18 protein-coding genes, 1 tRNA gene and 1 pseudogene are annotated in these 18,303 nt (G+C 65.4%); 12 read left to right on the top strand and 8 right to left on the bottom strand.

Translation table 11 applies throughout. The annotated features are described in order from the left end of the window. Positions 1–230 (top strand): FCD domain-containing protein (locus KGM94_RS02395; RefSeq protein WP_300254559.1); only part of this gene is annotated, 230 nt, incomplete at its 5' end. A gap of 448 nt (positions 231–678) precedes the next feature. Here the strand turns inward: KGM94_RS02395 and KGM94_RS02400 are convergent. Next, positions 679–1,227 (bottom strand): hypothetical protein, encoded by a 549-nt coding sequence (locus tag KGM94_RS02400; RefSeq protein WP_300254561.1) that lies wholly within the window; start codon positions 1,225–1,227, stop codon positions 679–681. Between the two features lie 2 nt (positions 1,228–1,229). Next, positions 1,230–2,675, bottom strand: coding sequence for a hypothetical protein (locus tag KGM94_RS02405; protein ID WP_300254564.1), 1,446 nt, complete (start codon positions 2,673–2,675; stop codon positions 1,230–1,232). A 114-nt stretch (positions 2,676–2,789) separates the two neighbouring features. On the opposite strand from KGM94_RS02405, the gene KGM94_RS02410 reads away from it, so the two are divergent. Genes KGM94_RS02410 through KGM94_RS02420 form a run of 3 tightly spaced genes read left to right on the top strand, consistent with a single transcriptional unit; the run spans position 2,790 to position 4,076 of the window. Beyond that, positions 2,790–3,104: a metalloregulator ArsR/SmtB family transcription factor gene (locus KGM94_RS02410; RefSeq protein ID WP_300254567.1), complete on the top strand. Its 315-nt coding sequence runs from the start codon at positions 2,790–2,792 to the stop codon at positions 3,102–3,104. Continuing rightward, positions 3,097–3,567 carry an SRPBCC family protein gene (locus KGM94_RS02415; RefSeq protein WP_300254570.1) on the top strand — a complete coding sequence of 157 codons (471 nt, stop codon included), beginning with the start codon at positions 3,097–3,099 and terminating at the stop codon, positions 3,565–3,567. The genes KGM94_RS02410 and KGM94_RS02415 overlap by 8 nt, the downstream gene beginning before the upstream one ends. After that, the gene (locus KGM94_RS02420) at positions 3,564–4,076 is read left to right on the top strand and encodes an SRPBCC family protein (protein ID WP_300254574.1); all 513 of its coding nucleotides are present in this window, start codon (positions 3,564–3,566) and stop codon (positions 4,074–4,076) included. Before KGM94_RS02415 ends, KGM94_RS02420 begins: the two co-directional genes overlap by 4 nt. Positions 4,077–4,265: 189 nt before the next feature. Here KGM94_RS02420 and KGM94_RS02425 read toward each other — a convergent pair whose 3' ends face one another. The 3 genes from KGM94_RS02425 to KGM94_RS02435 all read right to left on the bottom strand — a co-directional run bounded on the left by KGM94_RS02425 (position 4,266) and on the right by KGM94_RS02435 (position 6,864). After that, on the bottom strand, positions 4,266–5,042 hold the full coding sequence (locus KGM94_RS02425) for a DUF2189 domain-containing protein (RefSeq protein ID WP_300254577.1): 777 nt from the start codon (positions 5,040–5,042) through the stop codon (positions 4,266–4,268). A gap of 214 nt (positions 5,043–5,256) precedes the next feature. After that, positions 5,257–6,396, bottom strand: a complete 1,140-nt coding sequence (locus tag KGM94_RS02430; RefSeq protein ID WP_300254579.1) for an epoxide hydrolase family protein — start codon at positions 6,394–6,396, stop codon at positions 5,257–5,259. A gap of 12 nt (positions 6,397–6,408) precedes the next feature. Further along, complete coding sequence (locus KGM94_RS02435; protein ID WP_300254581.1) at positions 6,409–6,864, bottom strand: GatB/YqeY domain-containing protein; 456 nt, start codon at positions 6,862–6,864, stop codon at positions 6,409–6,411. Positions 6,865–7,115: 251 nt separating this feature from the next. Between KGM94_RS02435 and carA the strand changes: the two genes are divergently transcribed. Both carA and KGM94_RS02445 read left to right on the top strand, forming a co-directional pair. Next, on the top strand, positions 7,116–8,306 hold the full coding sequence (gene carA, locus KGM94_RS02440) for a glutamine-hydrolyzing carbamoyl-phosphate synthase small subunit (RefSeq protein WP_300254583.1): 1,191 nt from the start codon (positions 7,116–7,118) through the stop codon (positions 8,304–8,306). A gap of 205 nt (positions 8,307–8,511) precedes the next feature. Then, positions 8,512–9,039, top strand: coding sequence for a cupin domain-containing protein (locus tag KGM94_RS02445; RefSeq protein ID WP_300254586.1), 528 nt, complete (start codon positions 8,512–8,514; stop codon positions 9,037–9,039). A 109-nt stretch (positions 9,040–9,148) separates the two neighbouring features. On the opposite strand, the gene KGM94_RS02450 is transcribed toward KGM94_RS02445, so the two are convergent. Beyond that, the gene (locus tag KGM94_RS02450; protein ID WP_300254589.1) at positions 9,149–9,700 is read right to left on the bottom strand and encodes a DNA starvation/stationary phase protection protein; all 552 of its coding nucleotides are present in this window, start codon (positions 9,698–9,700) and stop codon (positions 9,149–9,151) included. Positions 9,701–9,812: 112 nt separating this feature from the next. Between KGM94_RS02450 and KGM94_RS02455 the strand changes: the two genes are divergently transcribed. The 4 genes from KGM94_RS02455 to greA all read left to right on the top strand — a co-directional run bounded on the left by KGM94_RS02455 (position 9,813) and on the right by greA (position 15,186). Next, the gene (locus KGM94_RS02455; protein ID WP_300254592.1) at positions 9,813–10,517 is read left to right on the top strand and encodes a class I SAM-dependent methyltransferase; all 705 of its coding nucleotides are present in this window, start codon (positions 9,813–9,815) and stop codon (positions 10,515–10,517) included. Positions 10,518–10,571: 54 nt separating this feature from the next. Continuing rightward, a tRNA-OTHER gene (locus tag KGM94_RS02460) sits at positions 10,572–10,647 on the top strand. A 392-nt stretch (positions 10,648–11,039) separates the two neighbouring features. Continuing rightward, positions 11,040–14,504: a carbamoyl-phosphate synthase large subunit gene (gene carB / locus KGM94_RS02465; protein ID WP_300254595.1), complete on the top strand. Its 3,465-nt coding sequence runs from the start codon at positions 11,040–11,042 to the stop codon at positions 14,502–14,504. A 208-nt stretch (positions 14,505–14,712) separates the two neighbouring features. Beyond that, positions 14,713–15,186: a transcription elongation factor GreA gene (gene greA / locus KGM94_RS02470; RefSeq protein WP_300254596.1), complete on the top strand. Its 474-nt coding sequence runs from the start codon at positions 14,713–14,715 to the stop codon at positions 15,184–15,186. A gap of 141 nt (positions 15,187–15,327) precedes the next feature. On the opposite strand, the pseudogene KGM94_RS02475 reads toward greA, so the two are convergent. Both KGM94_RS02475 and KGM94_RS02480 read right to left on the bottom strand, forming a co-directional pair. Continuing rightward, a pseudogene (locus tag KGM94_RS02475) lies at positions 15,328–15,453 on the bottom strand (IS110 family transposase); the annotation flags it as partial. Between the two features lie 172 nt (positions 15,454–15,625). After that, on the bottom strand, positions 15,626–16,105 hold the full coding sequence (locus KGM94_RS02480) for an Lrp/AsnC family transcriptional regulator (RefSeq protein ID WP_300254598.1): 480 nt from the start codon (positions 16,103–16,105) through the stop codon (positions 15,626–15,628). Between the two features lie 265 nt (positions 16,106–16,370). Here KGM94_RS02480 and trxB point away from each other — a divergent pair, with 265 nt between their 5' ends. After that, positions 16,371–17,336: a thioredoxin-disulfide reductase gene (gene trxB / locus KGM94_RS02485; protein ID WP_300254600.1), complete on the top strand. Its 966-nt coding sequence runs from the start codon at positions 16,371–16,373 to the stop codon at positions 17,334–17,336. A gap of 5 nt (positions 17,337–17,341) precedes the next feature. Further along, positions 17,342–18,265 (top strand): LysR family transcriptional regulator, encoded by a 924-nt coding sequence (locus tag KGM94_RS02490; protein ID WP_300254603.1) that lies wholly within the window; start codon positions 17,342–17,344, stop codon positions 18,263–18,265. Positions 18,266–18,303: the final 38 nt, after the last annotated feature.

Raw genomic sequence — 18,303 nt, forward strand, 5'->3', positions numbered from 1 at the left:
CTGCGGCGCACAACGGGCGCTTGGCGGATGCTATTTTTAGAGCTGGTCAATTCTACTTCAATCAGCGAATTGCGGGGCTCACCACTGAACGTGAGTTCAAGGTCAATCAGGCAGACCACGGACGGATCCTGAAAGCATTGAAGGAGCGCAACCAATCCGCAGCGGAGGAGGCGATGCGGGCTCATCTCGATTTTGCGTACAAGACTTACCGGCGAATCATGGGGCTTTAGAAGTTCATGGCCGTCGGCGAGCAATCATCATCGCGCGACGCTGCGCTGCGCCGACACGCGCGGTGTGAATAGCCAGCGCTAGATGGACTAACTGGTCAGCCCAGGGAATGTGTCGCCGCGGTTGCAGTCGGCATCCTTGAACCCTCGTCGCGTGAAGGCGCGGAGATCGTAGAGATGGCTGCATTCGGCGGTTTGGCGCGCCCGAAAAGATTCGAGCTCGTCGCTGACGTCCTTCCGACATTCGGAGGGCGATCTGGTAACACCGCACCTAGCCGAACTTGAGTTTCCCAGTAAGCGCCATATCCATCGCGGCGGTTAGACCGGTATGGTGATTGAGTTATAATAGGTGGTTGCAGGGGCAGGCTTTAGATCTCTACGGTCAACAAGTGTCGATCTCGGCCAGAACCTGCCCGGGCATGACGACCATCCGGAAATGGGCCACTCTCGCTCATCGCCCGTCCAGCGCGGCGATCATCCAGGCCTTCATGTCGACCCGCTCCAGGAACGCGAGCGCCTCGTGCCGCATCGCTCCCGCCGTGGTACTGCCCTGCGTGACCGCGACGAGCACATCACAGCGGCGCGAGACGGCGATGCCGGTCGCCGCGTGCCTGATGCCGTCGGGCATCTCGAGATCGTACGACCTGGCGCGCCCCTGCATCCCGCCGAGGCGGATCGGCTCGCCCGTTCCCGCCGCCGCAAAGCGCGGGCTGATCAGGTCGATGTCGGCGACGCGATCCACCTCGTCGTCATCGGCAACGCCGCGGTCGCAGTTGCAGAAGCCGCGCTTGGCGCGCACGATGAGTTCGACGCCGTCCGCGCAGACACCGCCTTCGCAGCGGAAGGCGCGCCCCGCCGGCCAGCCGTCGCGCGGAAACGGCCAGGCGATCTCGCGCCAGTGCGCAGGTTCTGCCCGCGGCGGCGCCAACTGGTCGGCGCCGACGCCCGCCAGCGCGCCGAGCGCGACCATCGCCACCACGATCGCCGCCGCGCGCCACACGGTCAGTTCTTGAGGCCGGCGGCGGCCCGCGCCGCCCCGGTCAGTTCGAGAATGTGCATGCCGGTATTGGCACGGTCGACGACGTAGATGTAGCCGCGGTCGTCGGTCTCGACGTTGTTGGTCTGGATCGCGACCTTGCAGCGCTCGCCGCCCTCGACCGGGACGCAGCGCTTGTCGGTGGCCTCCGTGATCGCCGGAATGAAGTAGCCGATTTCCTTCGGATGATAGGGATCGCGGATATCGAGCGCGCGGACGCCGGCGTTGAAGAAGGCGATGAAGGCCAGCTTCTTGTAGTAGACCGGCGCCATGCTCTCGTTGGAGGAATGCGAGCCGAAGCGGCCGCCGCGCTGGCAGAACGAGCCGCTCGCCTCCGGCACCGTGTAGCTCGAGATCATCATCGGCCGCGTCTCGGTGGTGACGTCGGCGAACCACACCATCTGCCGCGCCTCGGCGCATTCGTTCAGGATCGCCTCGTCCACGATCATGACGATGTCGCGGGTCTTGCCGTCCCTGTCCGCGGCGAATTCGGCAATCGGCATGTCCGGCATCGGGAATGTGGTGTGTGCGCCGTTGAAGGCCGACATCGGCAGCCGCGCGACTTCCGGATAGCGCAGGTTTTCCGGCGTCGGCTCCTTCGGACCGTTCAACAGTTTTTCGCGGTCGACGATCTGCAAAATGCCGCCCTTGTTGGTGCCGTAGCCGAAATAGACCCGATTGCCTTGCGGTCCGGTCGAGATCGGCCCGTGCAGTTCGGTCGGCACCGCGCCGGTCGCGCCCGGCTGTTGGCCCGGCAGGCCGAAATCCCGGATCTTCTGCGGCTTCGCGGGATCGCTGAGGTCGTAGACCTGCGTCATGCGCCGCGTGCGCCAGTCCGGCGCGCCCGACACGAGATAGGCGATGCCGGTGTCGCACTCCCACCAGTTCTTGTGCGTGTCCTTCAAGCCGCCGATGCGGCTGACGAGGACGGGATTTGCGGGATCGGCGACGTTCCAGATCTCGTGCGCCTCGCCGCCGAAGGTGCGGAGCATGTAGACCGCGCCGGGATCGCCCTTCGGCAGCGACGCGCCGTCGCAGATCCGCACCATCTGCGCGCCGCCGGACTCGTATTTGCCGGGCGCCCCGGGAAGATGGCGCAGATATTTCGGCCGCGCGGGATCGGTGACGTCGACGATCGAGGTGCCGTTCGGCTCGGCCCGCCCCGTCAGCGGATTGACCGGCTCCGGCACCGCCTCGGTGCCGCCGTGATGGCCGATATAGGCGATCCAGCGATCGCCCTGATGGTGGATGGTCGGCTGATAGCCGCTGCGCGCCTGCAGGTCGCTATATCCGACCAGCTTCATGTTGGAGGCTTCCGGCGGCGCTCCGATCACCTGCTGCTTCTGCGCGAGGGCGATCGTGCTGCAGGCAAGAAGAACGAGGCCGGCAGCAAGTGAGACCCGACCGATCATGTGCCCTCCCGGAACCAATCTGCGTTGGCTGACATGAGACGCTAGCACGGCGGTCGGAGCCCGCCAAAGACACTATCTTGACAAGCAACCATTTGGTTGCCTATTATCACCGCCATGAATGAGGTCTTCAAAGCGCTGGCCGACGCGTCGCGGCGGTCGCTGCTGGACAGGCTTCACGCCAGGAACGGACAGACGCTGAACGAACTCTGCGAAGGCCTGGAGATGACGCGCCAGGCCGTCACGAAACACCTTGCGATCCTGGAAGCGGCGAACCTGGTCACGACGTTCAGGCACGGCCGCGAGAAGCTGCACTATCTCAATCCGGTGCCGATCCACCAGATCGGCGAGCGCTGGATCCGGAAATTCGAGCGCGGCAGGCTCGCCGCTCTCGGCGAGTTGAAACGCCAGTTGGAGAAGCGTGATGAGTAAGCCGCAATTCGTCTACGTCACCTACATCGAGACCACGCCGGAGAAATTGTGGGAGGCGCTCACCTCGAGCGACTTCACACGACGGTACTGGTTCGGCAGCGAGGTCCGCTCGGACTGGAAGGTCGGCTCGCCCTTCGCGCTGGTGATCGACGGCAGGACCACCGACAGTGGCGAGATTCTGGAAGCCGATCCGCCGCGGCGACTGTCCTACTCCTTCAAGCACGAGCTCTACGAAGAACTGCGCAACGAGCCGATATCGAGGGTCACGTTCACGCTCGAGCCGTTCGGCAATCTCGTGAAGCTCACCGTGGCGCATGACGGGCTCGTCGAGGGCGGCAAGTATCTCGGCGCCATCTCCACGGGATGGCCGGCGATCCTGTCCGGGCTGAAGAGCCTCCTTGAGACCGGCAAGGTGCTGCCCATTCCGCGGGAGGCGCTCGGCAAGCAAGAGTGGAAGCGATGAATCTCGACGCGTTCAGGCCGCTCACGGTCTACACCATCTACATTGCCGCCACGCCGCAGCAGGTATGGCAGGCGCTGACCACGGCCGAGTTCAGCCGAAAATACTTTTCCGGCTTTGCGGTGGAGATGGAGGAAAGGCTCGGCGGCAGATTCCTGGTGCGCGCGCCGGATGGCTCGACGCACATCTCGGGCGAGGTGCTCGAACATGATCCACCGCGGAAGCTGACGGTGAGCTGGAACGTCAACTGGCCCGATCTGGTCGAGAAGCTCGGCCCGACGCTCGTAACCTACGAGATCGAGCCGGCCGGCGAGGCCGTCAGACTCACCATGAGCGAACGGCACGACCGCGCGCTCTCGGACGACATCCTCTCCGGCGGACGCCGGGGCTGGCCCGCGATCCTGTCCGGCCTGAAGAGTCTGCTCGAGACAGGCACCGTGCCGCAGATCAAGATGACCCCGCCGCAGGCGATGCTCGCGGCGTTGAAGGCGATGGGGATCAGGACGCCGTAGCTGCCCAGCAAATGGTGTCGTCCCGGACCAGCGGCGCAGATCCGGGATCCATAGCTACAGGAGATCGTTTGGCGAAGACTGGTCGTTCGGTACTGCCACCGTCCGCAACCGATAGATCGCGCGGTATGGGTCCCCGCGTTCGCGGGGACGACACCGAGATCAGGCCCCCGCCTTCGCGGGGGCGACGGGCTACGCCGGCAGCGGCGCCACCAGGCGGCGATAGAGATGCCAGGTCGCGTGCCCGAGCACCGGCAGCGTGACGATCAGCCCGAGAAAATACGGCAGCGCCGACACGATCAGGAGCATCACGATCACCGCGGCCCAGCCGATCATCGGCAAGGGGCTGCCAACGACCGCGCGCACGCTCGTCACCATCGCGGTGACGAAGTCGACCTCGCGGTCGAGCAGCAGCGGAAACGACACCACGGTGAGCGAGAACAGGATCAGCGACAGCGCCGCGCCCACCGCGTTGCCGATCGCCAGGAACACCAGCCCCTCGTTGGTGGTCAGCACCGCCGTCATGAATTCGTGCATGCTGGAGAACGAGGCGTGCAGGCCCAGGATCAGCGCGATCAGGAGCCGCACCTGGTACATCCAGACCACGAACACGAACAGCGTGACGAAGGCCATCCAGCCGATCTCGCTGCGCGAGCGCACCGTGGTCCAGATCGCGCCGAAGGACACGGGCTCGCCGGCCTCGCGGCGGCGGCTGACCTCGTAGAGGCCGATCGCGACGAACGGCCCGATCAGCGCAAAGCCGGCGGCGAGCGGATAGGCGAGGTAGACCATGCCGAAGGCCGTGAGACACAGCACGATGGCGATGCCGCCGAGCGCATAGAGCACGCCGAAACAGAGCCCGTAGAGCGGCAGCGCCTGAAAATCGCGAAGACCCTCGGCGAGCGCCTCGGCGATATCGGTCGCCGCCACGGTCCGTACCACAGGATCGACTTTGCCCGAGATGGACATTGGCTTCCTCCCCTCTTGGTCGGCGCGATCTTTGCCGCGCGCGTTGGGAGCGATGTTAGCCGGCTCGCTCGCCGCTTGCACGTGCGAGTTGATTTCAAGATGCGGAGGAGAGCGGTCAATTGATACCGCAACAGGTGTTTCACGACATCCTGCGCTGGAGGGTGAATGACGCAGGCCCCCACGCCCTCGGTGAATCCGGAAGGACGTTGGCGCGCTATCGCAACGTCCTGAAGAACTTCCGCACGTCGCGCACGAACAGCTCCGGCTGCTCGAAGGCGGCGAAATGGCCGCCCTTCTCCATCTCGCTCCAATGGGTGATGTTGGAAAAGTTCGGCTCCATCCAGCGCCGCACCGGCGTGATGATCTCCCCGGGGAACACCGCAACCCCCGTCGGCACGTTGACGACGGGCGCGGTGCGGCGCTTGCCGAAGCTTTCCCAGTAGAGCCTTGCCGACGAGGTCGCCGTCTCCGTCACCCAGTACAGCATGACGTTGTCGAGCAGTTCGTCCCGCGTGAAGATGTTTTCGGGATGGCCGTCGCAATCGGTCCAGGCCCAGAACTTTTCCAGGATCCAGGCCGCCTGCCCGCTCGGCGAATCCGTGAGCGCATAGCCGAGCGTCTGCGGCCGCGTCGATTGCTGTTTTGAGTAGCCGGAATCGAGATCGACATAGTGCTTGAGCCCGGCGAGCGCGCGCCTCTCTTCCGGCGTCGGCTCGCCCTCGACCTTCGGCGCCGCATTGAAGGCGAGCGTGATGTGGATGCCGGCGCAATGCTGCGGATCCTGCGCGCCGAGCGAGGACGTCACCGCCGAACCCCAGTCGCCGCCCTGCGCGCCGTAGCGCCCGTAGCCCAGGCGCTCCATCAGCCTGGCCCAGGTCGCGGCGATGCGGTCGACGCCCCAGCCGGTGGTCTTCGGCTTCGCCGAGAAGCCGAAACCCGGCAGCGACGGGCACACGACGTGAAAGGCGTCGGCGGGATCGCCGCCGTGCGTGACCGGGTCGACCAGCGGCGCGATCACCTTGGTGAATTCGACGATCGAGCCGGGCCAGCCATGGGTGATGACGAGCGGCAGCGCCGACGGCTCCTTCGAGCGCACATGGATGAAGTGGATGTCGAGCCCGTCGATCCCGGTCGTGAACTGCGCAAAGCCGTTGAGCCGCGCCTCGCGCGCGCGCCAGTCGTAGCCGCTCGCCCAATGGGCGCAGATCTCCTTGATCCATTTCAGCGGCGCGCCCTGGCTCCAGTCGTCCACCAACTCCGCCTCCGGCCACCGCGTGCGCGCAAGCCGCGACTTCAGATCGGCGAGGACGTCGTCGCCGACGTCGATGCGGAATGGTTTGATGGCGGCGCCCATCGATGGCCTTCACTAGCCCGACAGCGCGGCCTTCACGAGACCGGACGCCTTGCCAAAGTCCATTTGCCCGGCGTGCTTCGCCTTCAGGGCGGCGATCACCTTGCCCATGTCCTTCATGCCGGCGGCTCCCGTCTCGGCGATCGCAGCCGAGATCGCCTTCTTCACCTCATCGTCCGACATCTGCCTGGGCAGATAGGCCGAGATGACGGCGATCTCCTCGCGCTCCTGGGCGGCAAGCTCGGCGCGGCCGCCCTTGTCGTAGAGCTCGACCGCTTCCTGGCGCTGCTTGATCATCTTCTGCAGCACGCCGAGCAGGTCGGCGTCCGACAGCGGCGGCTTGCCATGGCCCCGCGCCTCGATGTCGGCGTTCTTGATGGTCGCGTTGACCATGCGCAGCGTGGAGAGCTTCCGCTCGTCCTTGGCCTTCATGGCCTCCTTGACCGCAGTGTTGATGTCGTCGCGCATCATGGCCGAAATCCCTCTAAAGCCGTGCCGCGCCTGATCTAGCCGGTTCACGGCAGGAAACAACTCGGTTCTGGCCGAATCCGGAGATCCCGCGGCGGCCGGGTGCTTTCTTGCGCGGCAAGGCTCGAATCTTCCCGGAAGTTCTCGGTTCGAGCTTAAGTGCCTGAAGGGGCCTGTCAAATATGCAAAAACGCATGTGAATCCGCGCTCTCCCGCTTTGACGGCGGCCCCGGGCGGGACTAAGAAGCGGGCTCATGACACAATCCGAAAACGCTTCCGCCTGGCCGGACCACAAACCGACCGCGCTGCTCGTGCTCGCCGATGGAACGGTGCTCGAAGGTTTCGGCCTCGGCGCCGAAGGACAGGCCGTCGGCGAGGTCTGCTTCAACACCGCGATGACCGGCTATGAGGAGATCCTGACCGATCCTTCCTATGCCGGGCAGATCATCACCTTCACCTTCCCGCACATCGGCAATGTCGGCACCAACGAGGACGACATCGAGACGGTGAACATGGCCGCGACGCCCGGCGCGCGCGGCGTGATCCTGCGCACCGCCATCACCGATCCCTCGAACTACCGCGCCACCCGCCATCTCGACCAGTGGCTGAAGGCTCGCGGCATCATCGGCCTCTCCGGCATCGACACCCGCGCGCTGACCGCGCTGATCCGCAGCAAGGGCATGCCGAACGCGGTGATCGCGCATGCGAGGAACGGCGAATTCGACCTGCACGGGCTGAAGGAGGAGGCGCGCGAATGGCCGGGGCTCGAAGGCATGGACCTCGTGCCGATGGTCACCTCCGGCCAGCGCTTCACCTGGGACGAGACGCCCTGGGTCTGGGATGAGGGTTTTGGCCGGCAGAGCGATCCCAAGTTCAACGTCGTTGCCATCGATTACGGCATCAAGCGCAACATCCTGCGCCTGCTCGCCGGCGTCGGCTGCAAGGTGACGGTGGTGCCGGCGACCACCTCGGCCGACGACATTCTGGCGATGAAGCCCGACGGCGTGTTCTTGTCGAACGGTCCGGGCGATCCGGCCGCGACCGGCAAATATGCCGTGCCCGTCATCCAGCAGGTGATCAAGTCGGGCACGCCGACCTTCGGCATCTGCCTCGGCCACCAGATGCTCGGGCTCGCCGTCGGCGCCAAGACGAGGAAGATGCATCAGGGCCATCACGGCGCCAACCATCCGGTCAAGGACGAGACCACCGGCAAGGTCGAGATCACCTCGATGAACCACGGCTTTGCCGTGGACCAGGCCAGCTTGCCGAAGGGCGCGACGCAGACCCACGTGTCGCTGTTCGACGGCTCCAATTGCGGCATCCAGCTCGACGGCAAGCCGGTGTTCTCGGTGCAGTATCACCCCGAGGCCTCGCCCGGCCCGCGCGACTCCCACTATCTGTTCCAGCGCTTCGCCGATTTGATGCGCGAGAAGAAGCGGGCATAGCACGCCCTCGTGCCCCGGAGGATGCGCCGCGCGCCCCTTCTTTGCGGCGTGATGCGCTGCTGATCCGGGGCCTACCCGCTTGCGAAGGTCTGGGTTGCCGGCTCAGCGCAGCGGCACTGTGCGCCACAGCGCGTCCGGGACACGAGAAGGAACGCGAATCGGCTACCGAGGTTGAACCGTCAGCGTGTTACGCCCGGAGCCCGCCATGTCCGTGGTCCGCGACAATGCCGAGCCGCTTGCGATCGTCTTCGAGGACGACGGCCTCGTGCCCAACAACATTTTGCCCTTCCTGGTCTACCAGGACGCTATCGAGCTCGACCGCGACCGTCCCGAGGAGACCATCGAGGACCTGTTCGCGCGCAACGGCTGGAGCGAGATGTGGCGCAACGGCGTCTACGACTATCTCCATTATCATTCGACCGTGCATGAGGCGCTCGGGGTGGCGCGCGGCAGCGCCCGCGTTCGCTTCGGCGGCGACCACGGAGAGGTGCTGGAGATATCGGCCGGCGACGTCGCGATCCTGCCCGCCGGCACCGGGCATCAGCTGGTATCCGCAAGCCCCGATTTCTGCGTGGTCGGCGCCTATCCGCCGGGATGGACGATGGAGATCACACGCCCGACGCCTGAAAACCACGCCAAGGCATTGAAGACGATTCCGGCGGTGAAGGGGCCGGACAGCGATCCCGTGCGCGGCAGGGACGGGCCGCTGGTGAGGCTGTGGACGAGAGCGTAGCAGCGGTCACGCAATTGCAGGGTGGGCAAAGCGAAGCGTGCCCACCGGTCGGCCAGTGGTGGGCACGGCGCGTCGCGCCTTTGCCCACCCTACAGCAGTGAGTCGGGTATCACGCCGCGTTGCTGCCTTCCTGGCGGCTCGCCTCGTACAGGAACCAGGTACGCCGTTCGGTCTCGTCGATGAAGGTCTCCAGCAGCGCTGCGGTGCCGGCATCCCCGTTGTCCTCGCACAGCTTGTGGGCTTTGCGCATGGCGGCCGCGACGTGCTTGTTGTCCTCCATCAGCTCGCGCAGCATCTCGCGCGGCGGCACGTAGGCCTCGTTGTTGTCCTGGATGGTCTGCAGCTTCGAGACCTGGCCGATCGAGCGCAGCGTGGTGCCGCCGAGCTTGCGGACGCGCTCGGCGAGCTGGTCGGTGGTGGCGAAGATCGCATCCGACTGCTCGTCCAGCAGCAGATGGTAGTCGTGGAAATGCCGCCCGCTGACATGCCAATGGAAGTTCTTGGTCTTCAGGTAGAGCGCGAAGGCGTCGGCCAGCAGCGCGTTGACCGCTTCGGAGATCTTGTCGACCGCCGCCGCCGGCAGATCGGTCGGGGTATCGAGATCGGGCGAGACAGACCTGTCGTTGTCGGACTTGTCGTTGTCGAACTTGGCTTTGCTCACGGGGAACCTTCCTGTTAGGACCGCACATTGACGGCGCGCCGTCGCACCCCTAACGCTGGCGATCAGCCCCGGTTCCGCTTCGGAACCGTCCTTTCCGGGATCCCCGACTGCCATGGACGACTGGATCGACTACTACGATTCCACGCACACGATTTACGTCAGCAGGCTGCATCGCGACCTGCATTTCCAGGCCATTGCGCGCGACATCATCGGCTACATCTCCTCGCCCGACGCCGTCGTGCTCGACTATGCCTGCGGCGAAGCGCTGTCGGCCGCCAGGGTGGCGGAGGCCTGCGGCCAGCTCATCCTGGCCGAACCCGCCCCCGGCGTGCGGGGCCGGCTGATCGCTCGGTTTGCGCCCAACACCAGGATCCGCGTCCGCTCGCTGGACGACCTGCGCAAGATGCCCGAGCACACCATCGATCTCGTCGTGATGAACTCGGTCGCCCAATACATGACCAAGGACGAACTCGATTCCGCCTTCGCGGTGATCCTGCGGCTGCTCAAGCCGTCGGGAAAGCTCGTGCTCGGCGACATCCTGCAGCCCGACGTCGGCATGTTCACCGACGTGCTGGCGCTGCTCAAGTTCGGCGCGCGCCACGGCTTCCTGAAGGACGCGCTGATCGGGCTGGTCTCGACCGCGCTGTCCGATTACCGGCAATTGCGCACGCGCATCGGCCTGCAGCGCTACGGCGAGGCCGAAATCATCGCAAAGCTCGCCAGGGCCGGCTTCGACGCCCAGCGCGCGCACGCCAATATCGGCCACAATCCCTCGCGCATGACCTTCATCGCCCGCCCCGCCTTCGCCCGCGGTTAGTGTTAACGAGGCGTTGCGGTGGCCTCCCCCGCCCTGATCGGCCATGATCGAGCCGGCCCGGTGGCGGAAGCGTCAACGCGAGGGCGGTGCAACGCCCTTTATCCTGGTTCAAATCCAGGCCGGGTCTCCAGCCTTCGCTGCTCCGCAGCTACGGCTGGGCGAGCCGGAAGTAGGCGAAGGCTGCCTCGCCGCAGCTCGAAGAGCGAAGGCGGGCTGTAACCGCCAGGCCAGCCGCCCGAAGGCCCAAATCCCCCCAAAATTGCCGGTTGATGGGCGTTTTTCGGGGTTTCGCGGCCCGAAAATCTGGTCTAAAGACCAGCCGCGCGCGAGGGTGACCCCCGCGCACGCGCATGATCCGCCAAAGTGTTGGCGGTTTGGCGCGAAGATCATGCGCTCTTATAATGTCGGGAGCGCGATCGGACGCAAAACCGGGCGCCACTTTTGCTGATCGCGCTCCTGCTCCAGGGGACGCGCGGCAAGCGCGCCCTTTTTTTGTGCCCGTTTTCCAGCTCGCGAGCGTTGATGCCCAAACGTACAGACATCTCGACCATCCTGATCATCGGCGCCGGTCCGATCGTGATCGGCCAGGCCTGCGAGTTCGACTATTCCGGCACGCAGGCCTGCAAGACGCTGAAGGAGGAGGGCTATCGCATCGTCCTCGTCAATTCCAACCCGGCCACCATCATGACCGACCCGGAATTGGCCGATGCGACCTATATCGAGCCGATCACGCCCGAGATCGTAGCAAAAATCATCGAGAAGGAACGCCACGTCATCCCCGGCGGCTTCGCGCTGCTGCCGACCATGGGCGGGCAGACCGCGCTGAATTGCGCGCTGTCGCTGCGCCGGCAGGGCACGCTGGAAAAATTCGACGTCGAGATGATCGGCGCCACGGCGGATGCGATCGACAAGGCGGAAGACCGCCAGCTGTTCCGCAACGCCATGGAGAAGATCGGGCTGCAGACGCCGAAATCGCGTCTCGCCAATGCGTCCGCGCTGAAGAAGAGCTATCGCGACAAATACCTCGCCCAGCGCGAAGAGCTCTCCGGCAAAGCCCTGGAAGAGCTCGAGCGGCAGTGGACGCTCGGCGAGAACGAGCGCCGCAAGCAGTACCAGCAGCATGCCTTGGCCGAGGCGCTGATGGCGCTGTCCGAGGTCGGGCTGCCCGCGATCATCCGCCCCTCCTTCACGCTCGGTGGCACCGGCGGCGGCATCGCCTACAACAAGGAAGAATTCCTGGACATCGTCGAGCGCGGCCTCGACGCCTCGCCGACCAACGAGGTCCTGATCGAGGAATCCGTTCTCGGCTGGAAAGAGTTCGAGATGGAGGTGGTGCGCGACAGACACGACAACTGCATCATCATCTGCTCGATCGAGAATTTCGATCCGATGGGCGTGCACACCGGCGACTCCATCACGGTCGCGCCGGCGCTGACGCTGACGGACAAGGAATACCAGATCATGCGCGACGCCTCGATCGCAGTGCTGCGCGAGATCGGGGTGGAGACCGGCGGCTCCAACGTGCAGTTCGGCATCAATCCGGTCGACGGCCGCATGGTCGTGATCGAGATGAATCCGCGTGTTTCTCGTTCTTCGGCATTGGCTTCGAAGGCGACCGGATTCCCGATCGCCAAGGTCGCGGCCAAGCTCGCGATCGGCTACACGCTCGACGAGATCGCCAACGACATCACCGGCGGTGCGACGCCGGCCTCGTTCGAGCCGACCATCGACTACGTCGTCACCAAGATCCCGCGTTTCGCCTTCGAGAAATTCCCCGGCGCCTCCTCCACGCTGACGACCTCGATGAAGTCGGTCGGCGAAGTGATGGCGATCGGCCGCACTTTCCAGGAGAGCCTGCAGAAGGCGCTGCGCGGGCTCGAGACCGGGCTGACCGGCCTCGACGAGATCGAGATCGAAGGCCTCGGCCAGGACGACGACAAGAACGCGATCCGCGCCGCGCTCGGCCGGCCGACGCCGAACCGCATCCTGCAGGTCGCCCAGGCCATGCGGCTCGGCTGGTCGAACGAGGACATCTTCAACTCCTGCAAGATCGACCCGTGGTTCCTCGCCGAGATGCGCGGCATCGTCGACATGGAGGAGAAGATCAAGGCAAGCGGCCTGCCGTCGAACGCGTTCGGCATGCGCACGCTGAAGGCGATGGGCTTCTCCGACGCGCGGCTCGCCGTGCTCGCCGGGACGACCGAGACCGAGGTGACGGCGAAGCGCCACGCCCTCGGCGTCCGCCCGGTGTTCAAGCGCATCGACACCTGCGCCGCGGAGTTCGCCTCGCCCACCGCCTACATGTACTCGACCTACGAAGCGCCCTTCGCCGGCCATCTCGCCGACGAGAGCGAGCCGTCGGACAAGAAGAAGGTGATCATCCTCGGCGGCGGGCCGAACCGCATCGGCCAGGGCATCGAATTCGATTATTGCTGCTGCCATGCCTGCTTCGCGCTGTCTGACGCCGGCTACGAGACCATCATGGTGAACTGCAACCCGGAGACGGTGTCGACGGACTACGACACCGCCGACCGCCTCTATTTCGAGCCGCTGACCGCCGAGGACGTGCTGGAGATCATCGCGACCGAGCGCCGCAACGGCACGCTGCACGGCGTGATCGTGCAGTTCGGCGGCCAGACCCCGCTGAAGCTCGCGCGCGCGCTGGAGGCGGCCGAGGTGCCGATCCTCGGCACCTCGCCCGACGCCATCGATCTCGCCGAGGACCGCGACCGCTTCAAGCGGGTGCTCGACAAGCTGCGCCTGAAGCAGCCGAAGAACGGCATCGCCTATTCGGTCGAGCAGGCGCGCCTGGTCTCCGCCGATCTCGGCCTGCCGCTCGTGGTGCGCCCGTCCTACGTGCTCGGCGGCCGCGCGATGCAGATCATCCGCGAGGAGAACCAGCTCAACGACTACCTGCTCGGCACGCTGCCGGAACTCGTGCCGGCCGACGTCAAGGCGCGCTATCCGAACGACAAGACCGGGCAGATCAACACCGTGCTCGGCAAGAATCCGCTGCTGTTCGACCGCTATCTGTCGGACGCGACCGAGGTCGACGTCGACTGCCTCTGCGACGGCAAGGACACCTTCATCGTCGGCATCATGGAGCACATCGAGGAAGCCGGCATCCATTCCGGCGATTCGGCCTGCTCGCTGCCGCCCTACTCGCTCGATGCCACGATGATCGGCGAGCTGGAGCGGCAGACCCGCGAGCTCGCGCTCGGGCTCGACGTGGTCGGCCTGATGAACGTGCAATACGCCATCAAGGACGGCGAGATCTACGTGCTCGAGGTCAACCCGCGCGCCTCGCGCACGGTGCCGTTCGTCGCCAAGGTCGTCGGCACGCCGGTGGCGAAGATCGCGGCGCGCATCATGGCCGGCGAGAAGCTCGCCGACTTCAAGCTCAAGAAGACCGCGTTCAAGCATGTCGGCGTCAAGGAATCGGTCTTCCCCTTCGCGCGCTTCCCCGGCGTCGACACCGTGCTCGGCCCCGAGATGCGCTCGACCGGCGAGGTCATGGGCATCGACCGCTCGTTCGAGGTGGCGTTCGCCAAGAGCCAGCTCGGCGGCGGCACGCGGGTACCGCGCAAGGGCACGGTGTTCGTCTCGGTGCGCGAGAGCGACAAGGTGCGCATCACCGAGGCCGTGCGCCTCCTGCATTCGCTCGGCTTCAAGGTGATGGCGACCTCGGGAACCCAGCGCTATCTCGCCGACAAGGGCATCCCGACCGAGAAGGTGAACAAGGTGCTGGAGGGCCGGCCGCACATCGTGGACGCCATCACCAACGGCGACATCCAGCTCGTGTTCAACACCACCGAAGGCCCGCAGGCGCTCGCCGACAGCCGCTCGCTGCGTCGTGCCGCCCTCTTGCATAAAGTGCCGTATTACACCACTCTTTCCGGGGCCGTGGCGGCGGCGCAGGGCATCCGCGCCTATCTGGGCGGGGACCTTGAGGTTCGTACCCTGCAGAGCTATTTTTCGGAAACCTGATCCGTTAGCGGGGCGGAGCTCCGCTAAGTGATTGGCGATGAAGCCGGTATTGGCCGGAACGATCCGGCCATGCGGCTGTTCCGTCCCACCGCCAGGGTGACGAGAAACGTTCCGGCGGCCGCGTGGTTGAACCCCGGAATAAATGACGAATCAGGGTTGCGGCGCCCCCTCGCGTTTGGGGGCGCACGATCGGAGAACGAGAGAGACGATGGAAAAGGTTCCGATGACTCTGGCCGGCTTCGCCGCGCTCGGGGAAGAATTGAAGAAGCGCCAGTCGGTGGATCGTCCGCGCATCATCGAACATATCGCCGAGGCGCGCTCGCATGGGGACCTGTCGGAGAACGCGGAATATCACGCTGCGAAGGAAGAGCAGTCGCACAATGAGGGCCGCATCGCCGAGCTCGAGGACAAGCTCGCGCGTGCTGACATCATCGACATCTCGAAACTCTCCGGCGACACGATCAAGTTCGGCGCCACCGTCACGCTGGTCGACGAGGACACCGAGAAGAAGACGGTGTGGCAGATCGTCGGAGAGGTCGAGGCCGATGCCAAGAAGGGCCGCATCTCCGTCACCTCGCCGCTGGCGCGCGCCCTGATCGGCAAGAAGAAGGGTGCCTCGGTCGAGGTGAACACGCCCGGCGGCGCCAAGGCCTACGAGATCACCAAGGTCGAGTGGCGCTAACCATCGGCGCGATCGTTCCGCGACAAGAGCCGCGCTATCTGCGCGGCCCTTTTTGTCGCGTCATGGAGACCACACTGACGCGATTGTGAACGAAGCTTCCTCCGTCATGCTCGGCTGCGCGGTCCGTCGCGGCCGCGAGGACTCGCCTTTGCCAGGCGACAGCGAGGTCACCAGCCAACTCGAACGGCTCAGTTCCAGCGACACAAGAATTGCGCCAATATGCGTGTGGATAGCGGCCGGTCCGTCGGTAGGATGATCGAGCAACATCGTTCTCTCCAGGTTGAGTGGTCTTGCGACCTCAGTCTGGCCTCAGACCCGGTCGCTATCCACTCCCCATGGAATCTTCGCGGAGCCTGTCATCGGGCCGCGCTTCGCGCGGACCCGTTGGCGCGCAATGACGGAGAAGACGGGATAGCGCGAAGCCGCGGAGGGAGAAGAGCTACCGCCGCACCTTCACGTCGAGCGGTACGGCGGCCTCGTACTTGGAATTATGCAGCACGAGCGAGGTGCGGACGTTGCGCACATGCGGCGCCGCGGTGAGGTGGGTGACGAAATCCTGGAAGGTCGCCATGTCGGGTGCCACGCATTTCAGGATGAAGTCGACCTCGCCCGACAGCATCCAGCATTCCCGCACCAGGGGCTCGGCGCGCACGAACTCCTCGAACGCCCGCAAGTCCGCATCGGCCTGGCTCGACAGATGCACAGAGGCGAACACCGTGACGTCGAAGCCGAGCTTGCGCGGATCGAGCAGCCCGCGATAGCCTTGGATGTAACCCTCCTCCTCCAGCGCTCGGACCCGGCGCAGGCAGGGCGGCGGCGAGATGCCAACCCGCTTGGCGAGCTCGACATTGGTGATTCGCCCATCGGCCTGGATTTCGGCGAGAATTTTGAGATCGATCTCGTCTAGGTTCCGGGACACGGGGATGGAACTCCTGGGCCTTCCAAAGGTACGGGCGGGGCGATCGTAATCCTCATAACCCAGTCGGGCTGACGGGCGCAATTTTATTGCGCGCAACCAGCGCAGCTTTTGTTCCCGGTGGGAAAAATCCGCCGAGATGGGCTGCAATTCTTGCATGGCTCGCCAGAAGGCTTAGATTACCCCGACATTTCAGCGCCTCCGCGAGGCCTTTCCAGGCACTTTCCGCGCCCGCGCTGCAGTTCCCCCGAGAAAGGCACACCGCTCCATGTCCGCTCCGATCCATGCCAAGGTCGTCATCATCGGCTCCGGACCCGCCGGCTACACGGCAGCGATCTATGCGGCACGCGCGATGCTTGAGCCGATCCTGATCCAGGGCATCCAGCCGGGCGGCCAGCTCACCATCACCACCGACGTCGAGAACTATCCGGGTTTTGCCGACGTGATCCAGGGCCCCTGGCTGATGGAGCAGATGGAGAAGCAGGCGACCCATGTGGGGACGCAGATCAAGACCGATCTGGTCACCCGGCTCGAGACCGCGCAGCGGCCGTTCCGCATCACCTGCGACAGCGGCGACGTTTACCTCGCCGAGACCGTGATCCTCGCCACCGGCGCCCAGGCGCGCTGGCTCGGCATTCCCTCGGAAGAGAAGTTCAAGGGCTTCGGCGTCTCCGCCTGCGCCACCTGCGACGGCTTCTTCTACCGCGGCAAGGAGGTCGTGGTGGTCGGCGGCGGCAACACCGCGGTCGAGGAGGCGCTGTTCCTGACCAATTTCGCGAACCAGGTGACGGTCGTGCATCGCCGCGACCATTTCCGCGCCGAGCGCATCCTGCAGGACCGCCTGTTCAAGCATCCCAAGGTCAAGGTGATCTGGGACAGCGCCATCGACGAGATCTGCGGGGCCGAGAACCCAAGCAAGGTCACCCATGTCCGCCTGAAGAACGTCAAGACCGGCGCGCTCGGCGAGATCAAGGCCGACGGCGTCTTCATCGCCATCGGGCATGCGCCGGCGACCGAGCTCGTGGCCGGACAGGTCAAGCTGAAATCGTCGGGCTATGTCGAGGTCGCAGCGAACTCGACCGCAACCTCGGTGCCGGGCCTGTTCGCCGCCGGCGACGTCGCCGACGAGACCTATCGTCAGGCCGTGACAGCCGCGGGCCTCGGCTGCATGGCGGCGCTCGAAGCCGAGCGATTCCTGGCCCTGCGCGCCAGCGAGCGCGCGGCAGCGGAATGAAGATCATGCCCAGAGCACGCGACGGATTTACCGATATGGACTGGGACAAGCTGAAGGTGTTCCACGCGGCTGCGGAAGCGGGCAGCTTCACGCATGCCGGCGAGCAGCTCGGCCTGTCGCAATCGGCCGTGTCACGCCAGGTCTCGGCCCTGGAGCAGGAGCTCTCGGTCTCGCTGTTCCATCGCCACGCCCGCGGCCTCATCCTGACCGAGCAGGGCGACTTGCTGTTCCGCACCGCGCATGACGTGTTCATGCAGCTGCAGGCGGCACGCGCCAAGCTGACCGACAGCCGCGAGCGGCCGAGCGGCGACCTCAAGATCACCACCACGCCCGGTGTCGGCATCAACTGGCTGATCCCGCGGCTCGGCGAGTTCACCGCGCTCTATCCGGAGATTCGCATCTCGCTGATCGTGACCGACGAGGAGCTCGATCTGTCGATGCGCGAGGCCGACGTCGCGATCCGGACCCGCAAGCCGACGCAGCCGGACCTCATCCAGCGCAAGCTGTTCGCGATGGGTTTTCACGCCTACTGCTCGCCGGAATACATCAAGCGTTTCGGCACGCCGCGGACTCTGGAAGAACTCGACTCTCACCGCATCATCACGCTGGCCGACGGCAGCTTCGCGCCGCATCTGCAGAACCGCAACTGGCTGGTGGAAGCCGGGCGCAACGGCTCGGGCCCGCGCGAAGCCTACTTCCGCGTCAACAACATCCTCGGCCTCGTGCGCGCCTGCCAGCAGGGCCTCGGCATCGCCGCGCTGCCGGATTACCTCGTCGAGGACAACAGCCGGCTCGTGCAGCTGTTCGGCGAATCTGACTCGATCCAGCTCGACACCTACTTCGTCTATCCGGAGGAGTTGAAGACGGTCGCGCGCGTGCAGGTATTCCGCGATTTCGTGGTGAGCAAGGCGCAGCGCTGGCCGTCCTGATTTCCGCATGACTGACATGCGGCCTCGGCGGTTGCTGC

Origin of the sequence: Bradyrhizobium sp. (assembly GCF_028868675.1) — a bacterium.
Lineage (GTDB): Bacteria > Pseudomonadota > Alphaproteobacteria > Rhizobiales > Xanthobacteraceae > Bradyrhizobium.